The following is a 21,836-nucleotide window of genomic DNA, read 5'->3' as shown; positions in this document are numbered from 1 at the left end:
TATACAGCTTGTAAAAACAAAATGCATAACATTATGTACGTTGTTCATGAAATTGACACAAACATTCGTAAAACCGCTTACTATTTTCACAACATTCTTATTATAGCACAGAGAAAAACTATGGTTTAGCTACTTTTGACTTTTCTCCTTCGCGATTCGTTTGTGTGTTATATGGTACAACGTAAAAACTCGGTTTTGAAAAGATGTTAACGAACTTTTCCTCATATTCCCCGACACCATTTACAGTACCTACATGCGTATGGGTTCCGTTTTCCACTCTATAGATGCGATACATAATTCTTTCATCTGGAAGTGGTGTCCAGCTTAATTTTGCTTTAAATAAACCGAAAGGGCTAAATGCTAATTTCACTTTCACATCTTCAATCTTGCGCAAACGAATCGGAGCACCGATTGTTTCCACACCTTCTGGTTTCATAAACTGCTCTTTCTGTTCTACATTTGCCTTCGTTAAAATTTTCTTAAACAATTTCGTTGCTGACGCACTTTCTCCTTGCAACTGATGCTCTTTATCCGTACGGTCATAACCAATCCAAACAGCACCTACTAAATTTGGCGTATAGCCAACGAACCACATATCTCTAGCTCCATTATCGTCATTTGGTAAGGAAGTTGTACCTGTTTTCCCAGCTAATGCACCGCTATATATGCCTGCTTTCGCTGTCCCTTCCTTCACAACCCCTTCTAACATTTTCGTCATATACCATGCCGTTTGTTTCGAGAAAATTTTCGTTTCTACTTTTGGCGATTCTCCAATGACTGCGCCGTGTCTATTTAACACTTTATCAATCACGTGCGGCTCAATAATAGCGCCATTTGCTAAAAATGCACGATACATTTTCACAAGATCAAATGTTGAAACACCATTTTTCAGCCCGCCAAGTGCTGTACTTAACCCAGCATCGGCAATAGGAACATTTCCTTTCTCTAAATATTGCTTTCCTTCTTCTACCCCTAACTCATTTAATAAAGAAACTGCCGGTACATTTGCTGACTCTAAAATCGCATCATACATCGTCATTTCTTTCGTATATTGACGATTGTAATTTCGAGGTTCATAACCTTCAAAAGAAGTTTTTTCATTCGTTAATAAAGAATACGGATTATATTTTTTCGTTTCGAGTGCTGGTGCATAGACAATAAGTGGTTTTAGCACAGATCCCGGCTGTCTTTTTGCAAAAACACGATTAAAGCCTCTCGGGACATACTTTCTTCCGCCAATCGCTGCTTTAATTCCGCCCGTACGATTATCCATTAATAAAAAAGCACCTTGCGCCCCCTCTTCTTTACCAGGGAAATTCCTCGCATCTTGAAACTGGTTATACGCTACCTTTTGAACTTTTTCATCCATCGGAACGACAAACGTATATCCTCCGCGAAGTACTTCTTGATGAGACAATCCGTATAAACGAGCTGCTTCATCTATAACCATATCAATATACGGCATATATGCGAGTTCATTCTCATCTAAGTTTTTGTAAAGAGCAATGGTCTTTCCTTGATAACGTACGCTCTCTTCGGCAGTCAAATAGCCTTGTTTATGCATCAGTGACAATACGAGATCACGGCGCTCCTTACTCTTATCTGGAGAGAAATAAGGTGAATATCCGTTTGGTGACTTCGGAAGACCTGCAAGCATTGCTCCTTCTTCTACTGTTAAATCTTCTACATTTTTATTAAAATACAACTTTGCTGCTGCTTGAATACCGTAAGCTCCATGGCCAAAATAAATATGATTCATATACATTTCAAGAATTTGTTGCTTCGTATATTTTTGCTCTAATTGAAGGGAAATTGCGACATCCTTCAATTTACGCGTAACTGTTTTTTCACGAGTTAAAAAAACGTTTTTAGCGAGCTGCTGCGTGATCGTACTACCGCCCTCTACCTTTTCTCCAGCTAACGTATCTTTATAAAGAGCCCGGAATATAGACGGATAATCAATTCCTTGATGCTCATAAAAACGAGAATCTTCCACCGCAATAAATGACTGCTGCACGTATTTCGGAATTTGCTCGATTGGTACGAGATCTCTATTTTCTACGTATAATTTCGTAATTTCTTTCCCTTTCTGGTCAACGATACGTGATGAAGAGTGGAAAACGAGCTGCTTTTCATCCATCATATAGCCACCAGCTAACACAATAAGTTTATAAAGTACAATCGCTAATACGAGCGTTGATAATCCACCTAATAAAGTCCACTTTACTTTCTTCATACATCGGCCTTCTTTCCAAATGATGGTACATTTATTATTTGAAAAAGAAGTATCTTTATGTATATAATCTTCGAAGTTTTTTACGAGAGTTGATATAATAGAAACAAACAATTAAAGGGGGCATTAAAATGAAGGCTATTATTTCATACGAAACACCTCTAGAACAAGCACATTTCACTGCAAAAAATAATGAAAAAGATATGTTTTATAAAGAAAATACAGAAGAATCTGTAGAAGGTTCTCTTCAGTATGACGTACTAGACGCTGTTGGCGAATTTAAAGGACAACCTGGCTACATCGTTTGTAACAACATTTCTGTAACAGACGAAGGTCGCCCAGTATTTGAAAACCGTTTTAAAAACCGCGCAGGCCTTATCGAAAACGAACCAGGATTCCAAGCGATCCGCGTTCTACGCCCATTAAGTAACGATACATATGTCATCTTAACGATGTGGGAAACGGAGCAAAACTTTAAAGATTGGACAGAATCACGTTCATTCGAAAACGCTCATAAAAAACGCCCTGCACAAGCAGAAGGACAAGGACAAGGACAAGGACAAGCACAGGCTCAGGCGCATCCACATGCAGAGCAGCAGAAAAGTATTTTCTCTCGTCCGTCATTTGTGACTACTTTCGATGTGTTAGTTTAGTTTTTGGAGTTCAGAGTTTGGAAACCACGGTATGTGAAATTATATCGGCGCAACTTGAAATATATCAGCGATTTTCCTAATATATCGACTTATCGACTAATCACGACACAAAAAAAGGAAACACCATTACACACCGGTGTTTCCTTTTTCTTTATACCAATTATATATACGAAGTGCATCTTCTTTACGCATATGCTTCACTTCATAACCTTGCCCCGCCACTGATACAACAGCTGTCCATAGCTCGTCTTTCTTTTGAAAATACGATTGATTATATCCTACTGCTTGCACATGCCTTCTCCGCATGATCCCTGTATATTTCGCAAGACCTCGGTATACCGTGACTAGCTGATTGTCTCGTATCATATAACCACTACTTGTATACCGAGCGTATGCAAGTAACGTAAATATAATAAATAATGGTATTAAAGTGAACAATGCGATATGTTGTTTAAAATATATACTCGCACCGGTAATCGGCACAGCGAGCACAGCACTTGTAATCCAGCCCATTATTACGTAACGGCGTAATGCCGATTTCGGTAAATGAACGATTTCCTCTTCCATTTCATATGGCAACTGCAAATACGTAAGTAACTGCTGGACATCTTTCTTTTTCATAAAGGGATGTAGCATTACTTCATTTCCAGCCGCTTCTATACTTTGAATAACTTCCACTTCGACAGAGCAATATCCGAAAGGTTGACGGAGAATGCCTTCTTTCACTGTAATCGCTTGAATGCGGTGTAATTTTAACACAAACTCTTTCTTATCAAATAATCCCTGCACGATGCGAACTTCATTTCCGTTTCGCTCAATTTTAAAGTTCGCATATTTTAAAGCATAACCAGCTGTCGAAACGACCCACGAAACCGCCATTAAAATCGCGGCCATAACGATTAATTCATATACACCGTTATCCATCACATACGCTTCCACTTTATTTATGAGCCATTCTGGAAGAAATTGATTAAACTCTGTGTAAATAAGAAGTAATCCTGAAAACACTAATCCGAATCTACCAGACGTAATGGAAGCTGCTAAAATCTCTTTCATCGTTAACTGATAAATCGTCTTACTTTCTTCTGCCATGGGTACTTCTTCACTCGCAGCGCTTCTTTTTTTATTTAATAAAGCAATCAGTTCCTTCGCTTCCTCTTCTCTAATGCCAGCTAACATCACTTCTGGCTCACTACCACCGCCCGCTACTTCTATGTTTAACTTCGTCAGTCCAAGCACTTGATAAATGATGTTAGAAGACGTACTAATGTTTTGCACACGTTCTTTATTTAAGTAACTTTCTTTCTTAACGAACACACCGTGCTTTATATGTACAATATTATTTTCAACCCAGTACACTTTGAAATACCATTTTATAGCTGAGAAAATTGCCATAATGAATAATACAAATAAAAGAACAAGATGTAAGAGATACCAAGGTTTTACTTGACCATCTGATTGAAATAAAACTAGAAAAATAAAAGGCAATAAACCCGCAATTCGAATACCTAATAAAATCGTGATCGGATGTTGCCTCTTATACATCCTCCTCACTCACTTTCGCAAGTTCTCCAATTTGTCTTTTCAGCTGCTCTGCTTCTTCCTTCGTTAAGCCTGGAATACTATGAGAAGTTGCCGCTGTTGAAATATGTAATTCTGCTAAATTATACTTTCTCATAATCGGGCCCTGTTCAATCGTTACGTGCTGCACACGGATCATCGGAATGAGTACGCGTTTTACAACGAACATTCCCTTTTGAATCTCAATCTCTTCTTCATTTAATCTGTAACTATAATAACGTTGACGTAAATTTGGAAACACAAAATAATCAAGCGGGATAAATGTAATAGCTCCTGTTACTAACAAACCAAACAACCAGCCCCACCAGTTAAAATTGATCATAAAAAAGAAATACGCAATTACGACTGCTAGTATAACTGCCGCCCCAATTAAAGCGTGGATTCGCCACACTTTCAGCATATTAGAATGAATCTCCCTTTCTAACGGCTGCATCTCATCACTCCAATTATATGAATTTATTAATTATATATTAGCAGAAATTAAGATTTTATATACAATTTTGTAAAATTATAGTTAGCACATCGTATCGAGCATCTCTTTAAAATTCCCTTCATTAATCGAATACACTTGAAACTGAATGTAATCTATTTCATTCGTATTCGGACGGGCATATGGCAAAATGCTAAATTTAGAAGCAGATCTTCCTAATATATCTACAATCATTAAAGAAACGTCAATATATTCGAAATCTACACGGAATACTACTGCTTCTCCTGTAAATTCATAGTCTTTAATCGCATCATAAGACTTATTCGCACTAATTAACATCACTTTTAATAGTTGGTTCAAATTTTCTGGTTTAAAATTAATCATATACGCAGCTCCTTTTTTAATAAAACACTATGAAAACAGTGTAATCTTATACTTTCATAGCTTTACACATCAAATATATAAAAAATAAAGCTAGTTTTTTATATATTTTTTGATATAATTACATACGGGAAACGGGAAGAATTTTGTCTTCCCTTGTGTTTTTATTTGCATCTAGTACTTTTGCTAGATGCCTTTTTTTATGCTAAAAAGGTACCCTCATATACTTTGAGGATACCTTTTTCATCAATTTAGTGCATTTCAATAATTGTACCATCTTCGAATACTTTAAATACGCCAGTAAATCCTGCTCCAGCTGCGCCTTCTATTTTATATGTCGTACGCACTCTAATTTGATAATATTTCTTTCCATTCTCTACTTGCGTATTCTCTAGCGTGTAATCATAGTCTTCTTTATATTCATTTTTAATATATTCTTTCGCTTTCTCAAAAGTAAATGTATCTTGAGTCTTTCCTGTTTCTACCTTTTTATTATTTTCTGTCGCTACTTTTTGAGTCTTGTCTGCTTCTACCTTTTTATTACTCTCTGTCGCTACCTTTTGATTTTTTTCTGCCTCTGTTTTTTGAGTCTTCTCTGTTGCTACCTTTTGGTTCGTTCCTGCATCAGTTTTTTGTGCCTTTGTCGCTGCCGTTACATTCTTTGCAGTTTTTTCTTCTTCACCAATTTTCGTAACTAATCCTACCGCTTTTTTATTATATTCTTCAAGGTTCTTATTATCTTTTGTTTCTGCAACTAACTTATTTAACATCTCTTTCGCTTTTGCATAATTTTTCTTACTTATTAACTCTTCACTTTTCGTCAGTTGCTCACTATACTTCTTTTTTTGTTCTAACACAGCTAGTAATGCTGTTCGTTCTTCCTTTGCCTGCTTTATAAGTGTATTATTCCCATCCTTCATGTTCTCTACTTTTTCAAATGACTTAATTGATTCTTCTACCTTGGTTTCTTCTTTTAACTTCACTGCTTCAATCATTATTTTCGTTTGTTCTACAAGCACCATTACATCTGAATCGTCTCGTTTCTCATCTAGCGCTTTTTCAAATGATGATAAGGCATTTTTATATTCTTTATTCGTTAACGCGGTCTTCCCTGCATCCATTTCTTTTTCAAAATTCCCATTACTACATCCGGCTAACATTAAAAATGTAATTCCAATTACCGTTAATAACTTCCTCATTCTTTCTCCCCCTATGTGTTCCTAAAACAATAACAGCATATGTATAAAAGTCTGTGTAGTAATTAGACTGAAAGTAAAGATGTACTTTGTGTGTGGGAAAGGAAGTACATTTCATTTACTATCATTACTTAAAACTCCTAAATAGTTGGTAGTTGATTTTCTTCTTTTAAGACAGAAAGGAATTTTAATAATGTGCGTAAAGCTCTCAACAGGCTCTTTACTACACACACTCTTATACACATAGAAAAACTATTTTTAGATTGCTATTTTTTCAGCTTTACTTTTCTTTTTGTAACATACCGATAAACAAAAGAAAACAAACCGTAACATAAGTTACCGTTTGTAACTTTTATGTAACACAAATGTAACATAAGGGTTTTGAATATACAATAGTTTTTTTACATTATTTTCCCCTATCTACATTTTAAGGTGCTAATACAATGCTAAAACGAGTTCCATCTCCCACCTGCTATTGGACTATCATCCTTTGAGTACTTAAGGAAATAGACTTCTTTCCTTAAGTACTCAAATTAATTACAAAGATAACTCTTTTTTCATCCAAACATTACGAAGGCCTTTAACCTTTTACTTTCACATTAAATATATAGCTAACTTTTTTGATATAACCGCATTAAGAAAATAGGACGAACTTTGTCTCCTTTTTGTTTTTATTTGTATCGAGTTCTTTTGCTAAATACCTTTTTTATGTCAAATAAAAAAGGTATCCTCCGATACTTTGAGGATACCTTTTCACTTTTATTATCTCTGCTGTTTTCTACCTAATACGAGCAATCCAAAACTCATCATGATAAGAAGTGCTCCCATATATGGTTCCACAGGCATTTTCTGTCCTGTCTTCGGTAATTCTTTTTCAAGCTTCTCTGGATTCATTGTTCCAGGTTCCTCTGAATCCGTTGTTCCAGGCTTCTCTGGACCCGTTGTTCCAGGCTTCTCTGGATCCGTTGTTTCTGGTTTCTCTGGATCCGTTGTTTCTGGTTTCTCTGGATCCGTTGTTTCTGGTTTCTCTGGATCCGTTGTTTCTGGTTTCTCTGGATCCGTTGTTTCTGGTTTCTCTGGATCCGTTGTTTCTGGTTTCTCTGGATCCGTTGTTTCTGGTTTCTCTGGATCCGTTGTTTCTGGTTTCTCTGGATCCGTTGTTTCTGGTTTCTCTGGATCCGTTGTTTCTGGTTTCTCTGGGCCTGGTGGTGCTAAAGAAGTCAATTTGTTTAATACTTCTAATTGAACTGGACTTATCATTCCTTTTGTAATTTCAAATGGAATTGGATTAGTTAATTTTTCATAACCCTTTGGTGCTTCTACTTCTACAAGTGTGTAGTGACCTACAGATAAGTCTGAGACTTTCGCTTTTCCTTCTTTATCTGTTGTTACTTTCGTTACTACTTTGCCTTTTTCGTCATGAACTTCAAACACTGCCCCTGATAATACATTCTTACTTTCAGCAGCCATTTTTGTAATTTCTAATGAACCTTTGTCTAACTGTTCATTCTCTACTTTTAGTGATAAAACTTCTGTCATACCTTTTTTGATTTCGAATGATACTGGCTCTGTTAGTTTTTTGTAGCCTGGTAAGCTTTCCGTCTCTACTAATTTGTATTTTCCTACTGATAGATCTGAAACTTTCGCTTTTCCTTCTTTATCTGTTGTTACTTTCGTTACTACTTTGCCTTTTTCATCTTGCACTTCGAAGACTACGCCTTCTAATACTTTCTGACTGTCTTTATCTACTTTTGTAATTTCTACTGAACCTTTATCTAACTGTTCATTCTCTACTTTTAGTGATAAAACTTCTGTCATACCTTTTTTGATTTCGAATGATACTGGCTCTGTTAGTTTTTTGTAGCCTGGTAAGCTTTCCGTCTCTACTAATTTGTATTTTCCTACTGATAGATCTGAAACTTTCGCTTTTCCTTCTTTATCTGTTGTTACTTTCGTTACTACTTTTCCTTTTTCATCTTGCACTTCGAAGACCACGCCTTCTAATGCTTTCTGACTGTCTTTATCTACTTTTGTGATTTCTACTGAACCTTTATCTAACTGTTCATTCTCTACTTTTAATAATAAAACTTCTGTCATACCTTTTTTGATTTCGAATGATACTGGCTCTATTAGTTTTTTGTAGCCTGGTAAGCTTTCCGTCTCTACTAATTTGTATTTTCCTACTGATAGATCTGAAACTTTCGCTTTTCCTTCTTTATCTGTCGTTACTTTCGTTACTACTTTGCCTGCTTCATCTTGGATTTCAAAGACTACACCTGCCAATGTCTTCTGACTGTCTTTGTCCACTTTTGTAATCTCTACTAAACCTTTATCTACTAGTTCGTTTTCTACTTTCAACGATAAAACTTCTGTCATACCCTTTTTGATTTCAAATAATACTGGTTTTTCTAGCTTTTTATAACCTGGTAAACTTTCTACCTCTACTAATTTGTAACTCCCTACAGATAGGTCTGAAATGTTTGCTTTTCCTTCTTTATCTGTTGTTACTTTCGTTACTACTTTGCCTTTTTCATCTTGCACTTCGAAGACCACGCCTTCTAATGCTTTCTGACTGTCTTTATCTACTTTTGTAATTTCTACTGAACCTTTATCTAACTGTTCATTCTCTACTTTTAGTGATAAAACTTCTGTCATACCCTTTTTGATTTCAAATAATACTGGTTTTTCTAGCTTTTTATAACCTGGTAAACTTTCTACCTCTACTAATTTGTAACTTCCTACAGATAGATCTGAAATGTTTGCTTTTCCTTCTTTATCTGTTGTTACTTTCGTTACTACTTTGCCTTTTTCATCTTGCACTTCGAAGACCACGCCTTCTAATGCTTTCTGACTGTCTTTATCTACTTTTGTAATTTCTACTGAACCTTTATCTAACTGTTCATTCTCTACTTTTAGTGATAAAACTTCTGTCATACCCTTTTTGATTTCAAATAATACTGGTTTTTCTAGCTTTTTATAACCTGGTAAACTTTCTACCTCTACTAATTTGTAACTTCCTACAGATAGATCTGAAATGTTTGCTTTTCCTTCTTTATCTGTTGTTACTTTCGTTACTACTTTGCCTTTTTCATCTTGCACTTCGAAGACTACGCCTTCTAATGCTTTCTGACTGTCTTTATCTACTTTTGTGATTTCTACATTACCCTTGTCTAACATTTCATTTTTGACTGTTAAAGCAAGAGATTTTGTCATACCTTTTTCAATTTGGAAAGTAATTGGATCTACTAATTGCTTATATCCTTTTGGTGCTTTCACTTCTACTAACTTATATGCTCCAACTGATAAATTAGTAACTTGTGCTTGTCCTTTTTTATCTGTCGTCATTTTAGCCACTACTTGTCCGGCTTCATCTTGAATGTCAAATACTGCATCAGCTAAAACATCTTTATTTTCTTTGTCTACTTTTGTAATTTCTACATTTCCTGTATCCACTAATTCATTTTCGACTGTTAGCTTTAACGCTGTTACTCTACCCTTTTCAATTTCGAATGAAATTGGTTTTTCAAGTGGTTTGTATCCTGCTGGTGTTTCTACCTCCACCAACTCATACTTCCCAATAGATAAATCTGAAACGTTTGCTTTTCCATCTTTATCTGTTGTTACTTTCGTTACTACTTTTCCTTTTGAATCACGTACTTCAAATACAACATCTTTTAACGGTGCTTTACTATCTTTATCTATTTTTGTTATCTCTACATTCCCTGTATCCATCATTTCATTTTCTACTTTTAATGATAGAATCTCGGTCATACCTTTTTTTATTTCAAATGATACGGGTTCTGTTAGTTTTTTGTAACCTGGTAAACTTTCTACCTCTACCAATCCATACTTGCCTACAGGTAAATCTGAAACATTTGCTTTTCCATCTTTATCTGTTGTTACTTTTTTAACTTCGTTACCTTTCTCGTCTTGGACAACGAACGTTACTCCCGCTAACGGTGCTTTATTATCTTTGTCTACCTTTGTTATCTCTACATTCCCCGTATCTACCATTTCATTTTCTATTTTTAATGATAAGACTTCGGTCATGCCTTTTGTAATTTCAAACGATATCGGCTCTATTAATTTCTTATAACCTGGTAAGCTTTTCGTCTCTACTAATTTGTACTTTCCTACTGATAGATCTGAAACGGTTGCTTTTCCTTCTTTATCTGTCGTTACTTCCTTTACTACTGTTCCAACTTCATCTTGCACTTCAAAGACTACGCCTTTTAATGCTTTTTTGCTGTCTTTATCTACTTTTGTAATTTCTACTGAACCTTTATCTAACTGTTCATTTTCTACTTTCAATGATAGGACTGTTGTCATACCTTTTGTAATTTCGAATAATACTGGATCTGTTAGCTTTTTGTAGCCTGGTAAACTTTTCGTCTCTACTAATTTGTACTTCCCTACTGATAAATCAGAGATTTTTGCTTTACCATCTTTATCTGTTTTTACTTCTGTTACTACTTTGCCTTGCTCATCTTGCACTTCGAAGACTACGCCTTCTAATACTTTTTGACTATCTTTATCTATTTTTGTAATTTCTACTGAGCCTTTGTCTAACTGCTCATTTTCTACTTTTATTGCTAAAGCTTTTGTCATACCTTTTTTTATTTCAAATGGTACTGGTTCTGTTAGCTTTTTATAACCCGGTAAGCTTTTCGTCTCTACTAATTTGTACTTTCCTACTGATAGATCTGAAACGTTTGCTTTTCCATCTTTATCTGTTACTACTTTTCTTACTACTTCATCTTTCTCATCTTGGACTTCAAATTCGACACCCGCTAATACTGCCCCGTTTTCTTTGTCCACTTTTGTGATTTCTATATTACCTTTGTCAACCATTGCATTTTCCACTTGTATTGGGAATATGCCGTCCCCTGTTACATTTACTTCGAACTCTGTTTCTTTTAATTGATAGCCTTCAGGTGCTTTCGTTTCTTTTAAAATATATTTCCCTGGTGCTAACGGTTTAGAGATTGCCTTACCATCTTTATCTGTAACAATATGTTCGACTACTACACCGTCTTTTACTATATCAAACTCTGCATTTGCTAATGGTTTTTCACCATTTTCCGAATCAATTTTCTTTACTTCAATTTGACCCTTTTGCATAGTATTTTTAATTTCAATTGTTTTTGTTTCTCCAGCTTGAAGTGTAACCTCTACTGGGCTTGTTAATTTTTGATATCCTTCTGGTGCTACTGTTTCATAAACTTTATACGTCCCAGGAGCTAAAGTTTGAGGTACTGAAAAGCCTTTTTCGTCCGTTTTCAGTTTTGCAACAACTTCATTTGCACTATTTCGAACTTCAAATTCGGCACCTTTTAACCCTTTATTTGGATTCTCAGAATCTGTTTTATGAAGCGATACTGTACCATCTTTTGGAGCTTCAGGCGGCGTAATAGTTACTTCTTTTGATGTTAATGTTTTATCATCAAAATGTAATTCCGCTTTATTAGGAATCTTCTTATCTACGTAAGAAGATAAGTCTGCATTATTTTTGATTTTCGCCTTGATACTGAGATTAATTATCTGGTCTTCATATGACTTATAGTCAAAACTCTCACCAAACGTAAATGTTACTTCACTTCTTTGTTTATCTATATTTAACGTTCCTTTAGAAGTAATATCTTGGCCATTTTGATCATACACTTTTGCCTCTAATACTTCTAAAACATCTTCTAAATCATCACTAATTACCATAGATGTGTATTTAGGAGGATCGTTCGGTATATGTGTACCAACTTGGTATTGAATAACTTGATCCATTTGTGTTAACTGCTCATTCTCTACAAGCTTGCCATTCTCATCAACTATATTTTTTTCAATGCTAGGTGGATTATCGTCACCTGAACCGGATCCTCCCCCACCACTTACAAATACTTGTCCTACTTTTTCTTCAGTTTTAATATTTTTCCCTTCTAATTTCACTGTATTTTTATGAGGCTTTGCAGCGGGATTTGTCACCTTTGTTTTATATCTTAAAATATAGCCTTTTGAACTGTCTGGAAATTCAATTGTAAATCCAGCCTTTGTTGCATTTATTTTAATGTTAGATAAATCTGCTGGCTTAACATTTGTTGGTGCATAACCATCTTCAAATACAGCCTCTTCTAATACTACACTGTCGGTAATTAACTCATGCCCCGGTCCTAATGTATCTGTTAATTTAAGATCTTGCATTTCTGTTCCAGTTGCATTTACATATACAAGCCAATCAGCAATGGACGGATTTTCTTGATTATAAGAACCCCATTTCAATAGATTATCTGTATTGGGCTGTGGCTTCGGTCTCTCTGTCGTATTACTTACATTTACTTCTTTATTTACGATTTGACCATCAACGTTAAATTCTAATGGAATTTCTTTAACACCATCATATGCTTCTAGACCAAAGTAGAATTCTACGAATAAAGAACCTTTAATGTTATTCTTTCCTTCTACGTAATCACCCATAGTACACGTCAATAGACCCTTTTTCATCTCACATGTACCAACTGTTTTTCCTTCAGCATCTTTTAAAGGAAAACTCATATTCATAAGGTCTTTTCGAAACTCTTTTGGCATATCAATTGTGAATTGATCTCCACTTTTTATTTTTTCTTTAGCTGACCACTTCACTTCTACTTTCATTCCATCTGAGGCTTGATACGGTTCAGATGTCGTGCCATCAGTACGGGAAATATTAATTTCGTCCACTGGACTTTTCATCACAGCAGCTTGAATAACTGGAGCCCACACATTCAGCACTGAAAATAATACTAGAAAAACTAATGAAACCATTGAAATGTGCCTTTTAGTACTTTTCATTTGCATAGTTCCCTCCTAAATTTTTATATTTATATAACAAAAAAAGACCGTCTGGTTGCATCAAAAATGTGCAACCAGACGATCTTAGTAACCAATATGTATTACCGTAGACTCTAAGCTTTGCGGCCTATCCTTTCGAATAGTGTGCTAAAAATATTTTTTATTCTTTTTTTGTTTCATTTTCCTCTTAATCCAAATATTACTATACCGTCTGGACGGTTATAATTCAATACTCTATAAAATTGTTCTATTTTTCTAATAAAAAAAATAATTCACCAGTGCATTAAATAAGCAATGGTGAATTATTTTACATTATATAGTTCGTATATTCTATTTATATGAATTACAAATAAGAGCTTGAATTACTTTTTCTCTTAATTCGGGGCTTAGTCTTCCAACCCCTAAATATTCCGAATACCATAATCCATCTGCCGCTAATCTAATAATTGTGGCACAAACTGAATCTATCTCATCATTTTCTATTTTATTTTGCAGTTGCTGAAATGATTGTTGTAACGGTTCAAGTAATTCAGGTTTTAACATTAATGCTGCCATCATACTACTACCCAGCTCTTCTACTCTTCTCTCATTACTTAATCTTTCCTCTACAAAAGAACGTACCCACCTTCCTTTCTTCTCTAAGTCTTCCGCAACCTTATTGTGAATAGCGTCTTGATACTCCTCCGTCCCTTTGAGTATCATGCCCTCTATTAAAGCTTCTTTAGTTGAAAAGTGATACAACAATCCACCTTTACTTATCCCCGCCTCTTTTGCTACCGCTTCTAAAGTTAACTTAGCAACCCCTTTACATTGCACAATTTGAGAAGCGGCTGCTAAAATCTTTTTCCTTGTTATACTTATACTCATTCCTTTTTAAAACCCCCATTTCTACTAAATTTATATAAATATGTATCTTATTTTTAATATCGCTGAGTAATAATAAATATTTTCTTTATACAACAAAAGCTTCATTACCTTTGAATTGTTCGTTGCTTCTTCTATTAAAAATTTCCATATCATTCAATATGATAACATTAAATACTCAAAGTTGACTATACATCTATACTTTTATATTCATTGAAAATATATCCATAAACACGAAATGTATAAAATTGATTATCCTTATATGTCTAATTTATAATTTAAAGAGGTTTATATTTTCATAAAAATAAAGTGAAATTTTATAAGGATGATTCCATTGAAAAAATTTTCTATTAGTTATTTAATATGCTTACTGGTTTTTTCTATCATTGTGAACGTTTTACAGTATACACTAGTTCCAAATTATGCTGACTCCTGGGGACCGATTTGGGTATCTATTATTATGTTTTCAATTCTTGGAAGCATCCCTGTTCTTATCGGTTGTTTATTTGGTGAATTTTGTTATAGAAAAATAAAAAAAGTCACGAATTAAAAATTGGGATTCCTTTATTTATATTGTTAGGTATTTCCTACAATCATGTATTCTTTATGTGGTTTAACGACAGAGATTTTCTATCCTTTACTTTAGAAACCTTTCTGAATACTGGCCTTCCTATTACTGTATCATCTTTACTGTTTTATCTTATAAGACGGCGTTAATTCTTTCATCATTGCATAAAAAAATGTTATTACTCCTGTTACATTGATTAATAACATTTTTATTTTAAGCTATTTAACAAACTTGCTTCCAACTAGCATCCTTCACATCTTCACTAATCGGCTTTCTAACTGATTTCACAAAAGCTTCCTCGCAAGCACCAAATGCAATGAAGTTTTTCTGTGCTTGTCTTAACGAAACTTCATTTGCCCCGCCTTCAAAGTCAGGATCGTTAAACTGAACCTCATCATCTTCCCAATAACATATATTACAAATTTCATATGTACCTGGTGGTTCTTCTTCTAATGTTTTATACCCGCAGCATGGACATGTGTATTTCATTCTGTCACTCCATTATTCATTTCTTTTTTCTCCCATATATTCCGGCCCACAAAGAATGTAACAGCGCAAATCATAGTTATTCCCATGAAAAAAATATTAGAAGCTTCATATGTAGTTGGAATTCCAACCGTTACGAAAACAATAGTAAAAGCTAAAAGTAAATATAATAATAAAGATATAATATAGCTTAGTTTAAATCGTAAAATGATAAATCTAAACAATAGCTCACCAAGTAGACAGCCGCCTAAAATAATAGGTACTCCGAAATACAATGTAAGGACTCCCATTTGCGCAGTAGATTGAATTATCTTACCAATTATGTTCGGTGAAGTCATCTCATCATTTCTTCCCACCCTATCAAATAAATCAAGTGCCGTTGCTGAAATAAAGAAACTTAATATAGAAAATGAATACGGTATTAAAAATTTGCTCACTCTCATTCACCTCGCTTTTCCTTCCACATATATTATTCATTATTTTTACATAAAAAAATAGCCCGCCTTCCGCAAAAGACGAGCCATTCTATTTAATTCTCACTTAATTTCTTCTTATACCAATCCTGCATTCTCTCCGCATCTTCTACTCTCGTATGCTCTAATTTATAATTCGATGATGCGTTAGAGAACTTATACGTACATAAATTTGCACGGCGCTGGAAATATGATTGTGTCTTTTCCATTGATTGGACGTGTCTTCTTCTAACAAGTCCTGTATATTTGCCGACGCTGCGATATACAAGCGTAATTTGCTCCCCGTTTACACCATAACCATTTGTTTTAAATGTTGCGTATCCAAGTGTAAAGATGAGAATCGCGAGCGGAATTAATGCCCACATGATAAAGTGCTTTTCAGAGTATATACTTATTCCAATAAGCGGGATTGCTAGCATTGCGAAAAAGATGAAACTATCAATGAGATAGCGGCGTAATGCTGCTTTTGGTAATGAAATAATGTTTGTATTCAGTTCGTATGGTAATTGTAAATGCGCGAGTAACTGTTGTACGCGATCTTTTCGAATGATAGGATGCAGTGTAACTTTTTCTTTCTCGTCACCCAGTCCTTTACTTTGAATGACTTCTACTTGCACAGCACAATAACCGAATGGCTGACGTAAAATACTTTCTTTTATCGTAATACCTTGAATACGATGCAATTTTAGTACGAGTTCTTTTTTTTCAAGTAATCCTTGCGAAATGCGGACTTCATCATTTCTTCGATTCACTGTGAAATCTCCATGTTTTAACGCGTAACCAATTGTCGATATAACCCACGAAAGGACGAGCAAAATAGCTATCATAAAAATCCAGCCATATATATCATGTTCCATTACATAAGACTTTACGCCATTCTCTATCCATTTCGGAATGTACTCATCTACTTGGTGATACACAAAAAAGATTAATGAGAATAATAGTCCAAACTGACCAGATGTAACAGACGCTAGCAAAATTTCTTTCCAAGTTAATTTATATTCAGTCGCTTGCTTTTCCTCTGTTACAATTTCTTTTTCTACTGCATTTTCCGTTGCTTCGCCTAACGTTTCTTCTGCTTTCACTTCTGGAGTTGGCTCATTTAGCATTGCAATAAGCTCTGTTGCTTCTTCTACTGTAATTCCAGCTAAGCTTACTTCTGCATCGTCGCCTCCGCCAGCTGTTTCGATTTGAATTTTCTTTAAGCCAAGCATTTGATATAACACGTTAGAACTTGTATGAATCGTTTGCACACGTTCTTTATTTAAATAGCTCTCCTTCTTCACAAAGAGCCCTTGTTTCACATGTAATACGTTATTTTCAACCCAATATGTTGTGTAATACCACTTTTCAAACGCTGAAAAGACGGTGAGTAAACCGAATCCAGCAGGAATTAAATACCAAAACGGGAACTTTCCGTTTAAACTAAACATGAAAATAATGAGTGGTATAAAATCTGTTATTTTTAATTCTAATAACATCGTGATTGGATGCTGCCTCTTATACATCCTCATCACTCACTTTCGCTAATTCTGCGATTTTCGTTTTCAACATTTCTGCTTCATACATCGTTAAGCCTGGGATGCTGTGAGAAGTTGCCGCTGTTGAAATGTGTAATTGTGCTAATCCATATTTTCTCATAATCGGCCCTTGTTCAATCGTAACGTGCTGTACACGAATCATCGGTACTAATACGCGCTTTACGACGAAAAGACCGTGCTGAATTTCAAGTTCTTCTTCATTTAGTTGGTAGCTGTAATAACGCTGACGCAGTTTCGGGAATACGAAGTATGAAAATGGTGCTAGCGCAACTGTTAACCCAACCATCACATACAAAATCCACGCCCACCAATCAAACTTTATCATGAGGAAAAGATAAGCTAAAATGACAAGAATACCGATCCCTTCTTCAATTACAGCACGAACTTTCCACACCTTGACCATGTCAGGGTGAATTTCATTTTTCAATGGATCCATGTAACCACTCCAAATCTAGTAATCTAATATATGAATACTCTCAATCTATATTTTACATAACTTTACAGAAAATTGTAATTCAATTATCTTTCTTCTCAGGAATAAAATATCCGAACCAAAGTAACCAAATGAAACCGATTAACTTCAGCCAACTTCCATCCGCTTGAAAAGCTTCAATCATACCTGGTATTTTATAAATCCCAATGAATCCAAGAAAACCGAGCCACCAGTTTTTTTGCATTTTCACTTTTATTCCTCCTTCATTACGTTTTTCACATTTCGAATCCAAATTTCTTTATACTTTAACTCGAATCCCATGAGCATGTAATTACTCATATTATCGATTACGAGCGCTAACGTATGAGCATTTTCTTCCGTTGCATGTTGTGACACAACGTCAAGTTCTACACCTTTCTTCAATAAATCGTGGAAACCATTTAAGAAATCTTCTTGTATTTCAAATAAGCGTTTCTGATACTTTTCATTTCGCGATGCAGTTACGATGAATTCATTTATGACGCGTAGTATTCCTTCTTGTCCTTCATACTCAGAGAGCATATGTAAACCATCGGCAATTAATTTTTCTGCAAAGTTTTCTTTCGTATATTGTTCTTTATCGAAATAACTCACGAAATGATACCCAGAAAAAATTTCTTCAAATAAAAAATCAACTAACGCTTCTTTAGAAGAAAAATGATAGTAAATAGCCGGTTTTGAAATACCTACCTCTTTCGCGATCATGGAAAGGCTCATCTTCTCAATGCCGTGCTCTGCCATGAGTTTAAATGATGCCTCGACAATGTTTTGCGATGTTTGTAAATTCTTTGTCATACTGTACCTCACTTATTTTTACTTACCGGTCGGTAAATAAATTATAAAATGAAACGAAATGATTTGCAAGTTAGTTAACGCTGCGGAAGGAATTTATTGGTAAATACAGAAAAGTATAAAGTAAAAGCAACATATAACAATAAGGAGGACATTCCTATGGGACTTGGCGGTAAAGGCGGTAGTGGTGGCACTGGCGGCGGTGAAGCTGGACAAGATGGTAAGAGCGTTAGTAGCGGGTATATATTACTCATTGTGCTCTTTATCGTATTAATCGTAGTTGGAGTCAGCTATAGTGGACTTGGTCTTTAACTTTCACTAGTAAGGGTACATAAAATAGAAAGCACTGGCTGTATTAGCGGCCAGTGCTTTCTATTTTATGTGTTTCATTATTGATCATCCACTATAATATACGCTGTTCGGATCGGCCCATGTACACCTACGACAAGGTTCATTTCAATATCCGCGCTATTTGATGGACCAGAAACGAAATTTACACAAGCGGGCAGTTTTTTTCCTGATGTATTTTGATCATGGATTCGTTTTGTAGCTTGAGTTAATCTTGGTACGATCGTACTTTTAGGAACGATTGCAATGTACGACTCCGGAAGAAGACTAACATGCCTCCCCTTTAAGCCGTCATTAAATAGCACAACGGTTCCTGATTCTGCTAAAGTCATATCGCTGAACGTAATGCCTAGGTCAGCAGCTTTCGCAAATTTTATATCCTCTTCTTTATGATCTAATCCCCACGTACGAAACTGTGTTGTACCTTCAGTTTTGAAAAATGGAGTAAGGCCATACTCATTAAAGCGCTCATCATTCGCACACATAGCAGATGTAATATTCCATTCTTTTAGTAAAGACCCCAATGTTTCAACAAGATTTTCTTTCGTTGTTCGCTTTACTTCTGTATGAATGACTTCGCAGTGCTCTATTAATTGTAATACAAGTTCGTCTTGCGCAAGTCCATCAAAAACAGTCCACTGCGGGGCAAAAGACCATTTCGGCTTTTCCACTGCTTCAGGACGTTTTCTACCAAGCTTTTCTGATAATTGGAGTAAAAATTCCTCACGATTTTGGATGGCCATCATCGTTCTCCTTTACGTGTTTTTCAAACCACTTTCGAAACGGTTGTTTTTTCGGAACTGGGAAATCTCTCGCATCCGTCCACGCTTTTAACGGCCCAATGCCGCGCTCGATTTTATCACCTTTCGCGAGAGGTTTTAATGCATACGGAGCGCTCTTCGCAGCAAAAGAAAATAAGCTAGGACTCTTCACTACTTTTTCGAAACCTTTCATCGCCGCGTTCCAAGCTACAGGTGATCGTTTTTCTTCTACTATGCGGCTGCGATGTTTAATTAATAAGTCGTGTAACGGGATTTTCACTGGACACGCTTCTGTACAAGCACCACAAAGGCTAGATGCATAAGGTAAATCCTTATATTCATCATATCCCCCTAAAAGCGGTGTTAACACAGCTCCAATTGGTCCTGGATAAATAGAGCCATATGCATGTCCGCCAATATGTCTGTATACAGGACACACATTAATACATGCTGCGCAGCGAATACACTGCAGAACACTTTGAAATTCTGTTCCTACAATATCGGAACGACCATTATCCACGATGACTAGATGAAATTCCTCAGGTCCATCTGTCCCGCCAGGCTCCGTTAATCCCGTAATATAACTCGTTAACTTTTGTCCTACAGAACTTCGACATAGAAGTGTTACTAACACATCAAGCTCTTCCCATGTCGGAACAATACGCTCCATCCCCATAACTGTAATTAGCGTTTTCGGCAGTGTCGTAGTAAGCCTTGCATTTCCTTCATTTGCTACGATAGAAATGGACCCGGACTCTGCAACCGCAAAGTTACATCCAGTCACTCCTATATCTGCTGCAAAGAAATCATCACGTAAATAGCTTCTTACAAACCTCGCCATTTCCGTAGGGTCAGATGTTCCAGTGTAATGTAACTTTGTTTTAAATATTTCACAAATATGTTCTTTATCTTTGTGAAGGCATGGAACAACAATATGTGACGGCGGATCGTGGTCGTTCACTTGTAGAATAAATTCAGCAAGATCTGTTTCTAGCACTTCCGCTCCAGCTTCTTCAATCGCCTCATTCAAACTAATTTCTTCCGTTACCATCGATTTTGATTTCACAATTTTTTTCGCGTTTTTCTTTTTTACAATTTCTTTTACGTATTCCCTTGCGTCTTCTGCCGTCTTTGCAAAATAAACAAAGCCACCGTTTTTCTCAATCTTTTCACTTAGCTCATATAAATAATAATCAAGATTTTCTAATGTATGCTTTCGAATTTCTTCTCCTAAAGCTCGCCATTCTTCCCAATTCCCAAGACTCTCAGTCGCTTTTAATTTCTTGCCCCTAAGACCATCTTGTGCTTTCCTAACAGCCTGTCGCATAAATTGATCGCCAATACCGGTTGCAGTACGCTTATGAAAGGGATCGTTCCCAATTCTCATTCCCATCTTTATATCCCCCTCTTATTTTCGGTCCTCATTTAATACTTGAGCAATATGTTTTACATCAATTGGATAGCCATTTCGTGTTAAACGTCCTTTTATATTCATTAAGCAGCTACAATCCATCCCAATTAATAAGTCCGCACCGGTTTCCATAATATGCTTTACTTTCTCCTCAACCATTTGTTCAGAGATTTCTGGCATCTTCACTGAAAATGTCCCTCCAAATCCGCAGCAATCATAATTATGCGGCAGCGAAACTACTTCCAGTCCCTTGACACATTTTAATAATTTTTGCGGTGGTTCTTTAATTCCCATTAATCGGCTCATATGACAAGAGGTATGAACCGTAGCTTTTTTATGAAGCTCCGCACCTAAGTCTTCTTTCCCTAATACTTCAACGAGAAATTGTGTAAATTCATACGTTTTCTTCGCAAGTTCATTCGCTTTTTTCTTCCACTCCATTTCACTGTCAGAAAATAAGGTAGAAAACTCGTGAACCATCATCGCGCACGAACCCGATGGTGCCACAACATATTCTGAACTAGCAAAGGTTTCAATCATATGTTTTGCCGCTGTTTTCGTTTCTTTCAAATACCCGCTATTATAAGCAGGTTGGCCGCAGCAAGTTTGGCTTTTAGGAAAATCAACTTCACACCCTAAATCTTCAAGAATTTCGACGACATCACTTCCGACCTCTGGATAAAAAACATCTGCCACACAAGTGATAAAAATTGATACTTTCATATTTGCACCCCTAAATACAGTAAAGTAATCTCAAGTAACTCTATTTGTATATTATTGGTAAAAAGATGAAAAATATGAATAAAAATAACAAAAAGCACCCTACA

Annotated in this window: 18 protein-coding genes, 1 pseudogene and 1 riboswitch; of the genes and pseudogenes, 3 read left to right on the top strand and 16 right to left on the bottom strand. The window is 35.7% G+C overall.

The features are described from left to right. Nucleotides 1-118: 118 nt before the first annotated feature. Nucleotides 119-2,236 carry a transglycosylase domain-containing protein gene (locus J0835_RS05655; protein ID WP_087979726.1) on the bottom strand — a complete coding sequence of 706 codons (2,118 nt, stop codon included), beginning with the start codon at nt 2,234-2,236 and terminating at the stop codon, nt 119-121. Between the two features lie 128 nt (nt 2,237-2,364). Here J0835_RS05655 and hmoB point away from each other — a divergent pair, with 128 nt between their 5' ends. Further along, a complete protein-coding gene (gene hmoB, locus J0835_RS05650; protein ID WP_087979725.1) occupies nt 2,365-2,886 on the top strand; it encodes a heme-degrading monooxygenase HmoB in 522 nt (173 codons plus the stop codon). A 126-nt stretch (nt 2,887-3,012) separates the two neighbouring features. Here hmoB and J0835_RS05645 read toward each other — a convergent pair whose 3' ends face one another. From J0835_RS05645 to J0835_RS05620, 6 genes are all read right to left on the bottom strand, one after another. Further along, nucleotides 3,013-4,431, bottom strand: a complete 1,419-nt coding sequence (locus tag J0835_RS05645; RefSeq protein ID WP_087979724.1) for a PH domain-containing protein — start codon at nt 4,429-4,431, stop codon at nt 3,013-3,015. Then, a complete protein-coding gene (locus tag J0835_RS05640; RefSeq protein ID WP_087979723.1) occupies nt 4,424-4,900 on the bottom strand; it encodes a PH domain-containing protein in 477 nt (158 codons plus the stop codon). The genes J0835_RS05645 and J0835_RS05640 overlap by 8 nt, the downstream gene beginning before the upstream one ends. Before the next feature lie 81 nt (nt 4,901-4,981). Next, on the bottom strand, nt 4,982-5,281 hold the full coding sequence (locus J0835_RS05635) for a protoporphyrinogen oxidase (RefSeq protein ID WP_087979722.1): 300 nt from the start codon (nt 5,279-5,281) through the stop codon (nt 4,982-4,984). Between the two features lie 248 nt (nt 5,282-5,529). Continuing rightward, nucleotides 5,530-6,477: a hypothetical protein gene (locus J0835_RS05630; protein ID WP_087979721.1), complete on the bottom strand. Its 948-nt coding sequence runs from the start codon at nt 6,475-6,477 to the stop codon at nt 5,530-5,532. A 759-nt stretch (nt 6,478-7,236) separates the two neighbouring features. After that, nucleotides 7,237-13,299 carry a SpaA isopeptide-forming pilin-related protein gene (locus J0835_RS05625; RefSeq protein ID WP_333728071.1) on the bottom strand — a complete coding sequence of 2,021 codons (6,063 nt, stop codon included), beginning with the start codon at nt 13,297-13,299 and terminating at the stop codon, nt 7,237-7,239. Between the two features lie 60 nt (nt 13,300-13,359). Next, nucleotides 13,360-13,452, bottom strand: a riboswitch (cyclic di-GMP riboswitch). Nucleotides 13,453-13,623: 171 nt separating this feature from the next. Next, complete coding sequence (locus J0835_RS05620) at nt 13,624-14,160, bottom strand: TetR/AcrR family transcriptional regulator (RefSeq protein WP_087979720.1); 537 nt, start codon at nt 14,158-14,160, stop codon at nt 13,624-13,626. Between the two features lie 331 nt (nt 14,161-14,491). Between J0835_RS05620 and J0835_RS05615 the strand changes: the two are divergent. Further along, nucleotides 14,492-14,874 (top strand): annotated as a pseudogene (locus tag J0835_RS05615) (hypothetical protein). A 73-nt stretch (nt 14,875-14,947) separates the two neighbouring features. On the opposite strand, the gene J0835_RS05610 reads toward J0835_RS05615, so the two are convergent. The 6 genes from J0835_RS05610 to J0835_RS05585 form a co-directional block, all read right to left on the bottom strand. Beyond that, nucleotides 14,948-15,214, bottom strand: coding sequence for a CPCC family cysteine-rich protein (locus tag J0835_RS05610; protein ID WP_087979719.1), 267 nt, complete (start codon nt 15,212-15,214; stop codon nt 14,948-14,950). Then, nucleotides 15,211-15,648, bottom strand: a complete 438-nt coding sequence (locus tag J0835_RS05605; RefSeq protein ID WP_140386692.1) for a hypothetical protein — start codon at nt 15,646-15,648, stop codon at nt 15,211-15,213. Before J0835_RS05605 ends, J0835_RS05610 begins: the two co-directional genes overlap by 4 nt. Nucleotides 15,649-15,740: 92 nt before the next feature. Next, on the bottom strand, nt 15,741-17,192 hold the full coding sequence (locus J0835_RS05600; protein ID WP_087979717.1) for a PH domain-containing protein: 1,452 nt from the start codon (nt 17,190-17,192) through the stop codon (nt 15,741-15,743). Next, a complete protein-coding gene (locus tag J0835_RS05595) occupies nt 17,185-17,661 on the bottom strand; it encodes a PH domain-containing protein (RefSeq protein ID WP_087979716.1) in 477 nt (158 codons plus the stop codon). Before J0835_RS05595 ends, J0835_RS05600 begins: the two co-directional genes overlap by 8 nt. A 79-nt stretch (nt 17,662-17,740) precedes the next feature. Next, nucleotides 17,741-17,908, bottom strand: coding sequence for a hypothetical protein (locus J0835_RS05590; RefSeq protein ID WP_063222392.1), 168 nt, complete (start codon nt 17,906-17,908; stop codon nt 17,741-17,743). A gap of 2 nt (nt 17,909-17,910) precedes the next feature. Continuing rightward, nucleotides 17,911-18,492, bottom strand: a complete 582-nt coding sequence (locus J0835_RS05585) for a TetR/AcrR family transcriptional regulator (protein WP_087979714.1) — start codon at nt 18,490-18,492, stop codon at nt 17,911-17,913. Nucleotides 18,493-18,648: 156 nt separating this feature from the next. Here J0835_RS05585 and yjcZ point away from each other — a divergent pair, with 156 nt between their 5' ends. After that, complete coding sequence (gene yjcZ / locus J0835_RS05580) at nt 18,649-18,801, top strand: sporulation protein YjcZ (RefSeq protein WP_087979713.1); 153 nt, start codon at nt 18,649-18,651, stop codon at nt 18,799-18,801. Between the two features lie 77 nt (nt 18,802-18,878). Here the strand turns inward: yjcZ and J0835_RS05575 are convergent, their stop codons facing one another. The 3 genes from J0835_RS05575 to J0835_RS05565 are packed head-to-tail and all read right to left on the bottom strand — an operon-like array spanning nt 18,879 to nt 21,732. Continuing rightward, entirely contained in the window at nt 18,879-19,580 is a 702-nt protein-coding gene (locus J0835_RS05575; RefSeq protein WP_087979712.1) for a LutC/YkgG family protein, read from the bottom strand. Then, nucleotides 19,561-20,991, bottom strand: coding sequence for a LutB/LldF family L-lactate oxidation iron-sulfur protein (locus J0835_RS05570; RefSeq protein ID WP_087979711.1), 1,431 nt, complete (start codon nt 20,989-20,991; stop codon nt 19,561-19,563). Before J0835_RS05570 ends, J0835_RS05575 begins: the two co-directional genes overlap by 20 nt. Nucleotides 20,992-21,006: 15 nt before the next feature. Further along, entirely contained in the window at nt 21,007-21,732 is a 726-nt protein-coding gene (locus tag J0835_RS05565) for a (Fe-S)-binding protein (protein WP_087979710.1), read from the bottom strand. Nucleotides 21,733-21,836 lie beyond the last annotated feature (104 nt).

The organism is Bacillus cereus group sp. Sample62 (assembly GCF_036851315.1).
Lineage (GTDB): Bacteria > Bacillota > Bacilli > Bacillales > Bacillaceae_G > Bacillus_A > Bacillus_A wiedmannii.
The sequence above is the reverse complement of the archived record's forward strand: the minus strand, read 5'-3'. Positions and strand labels throughout refer to the sequence as shown.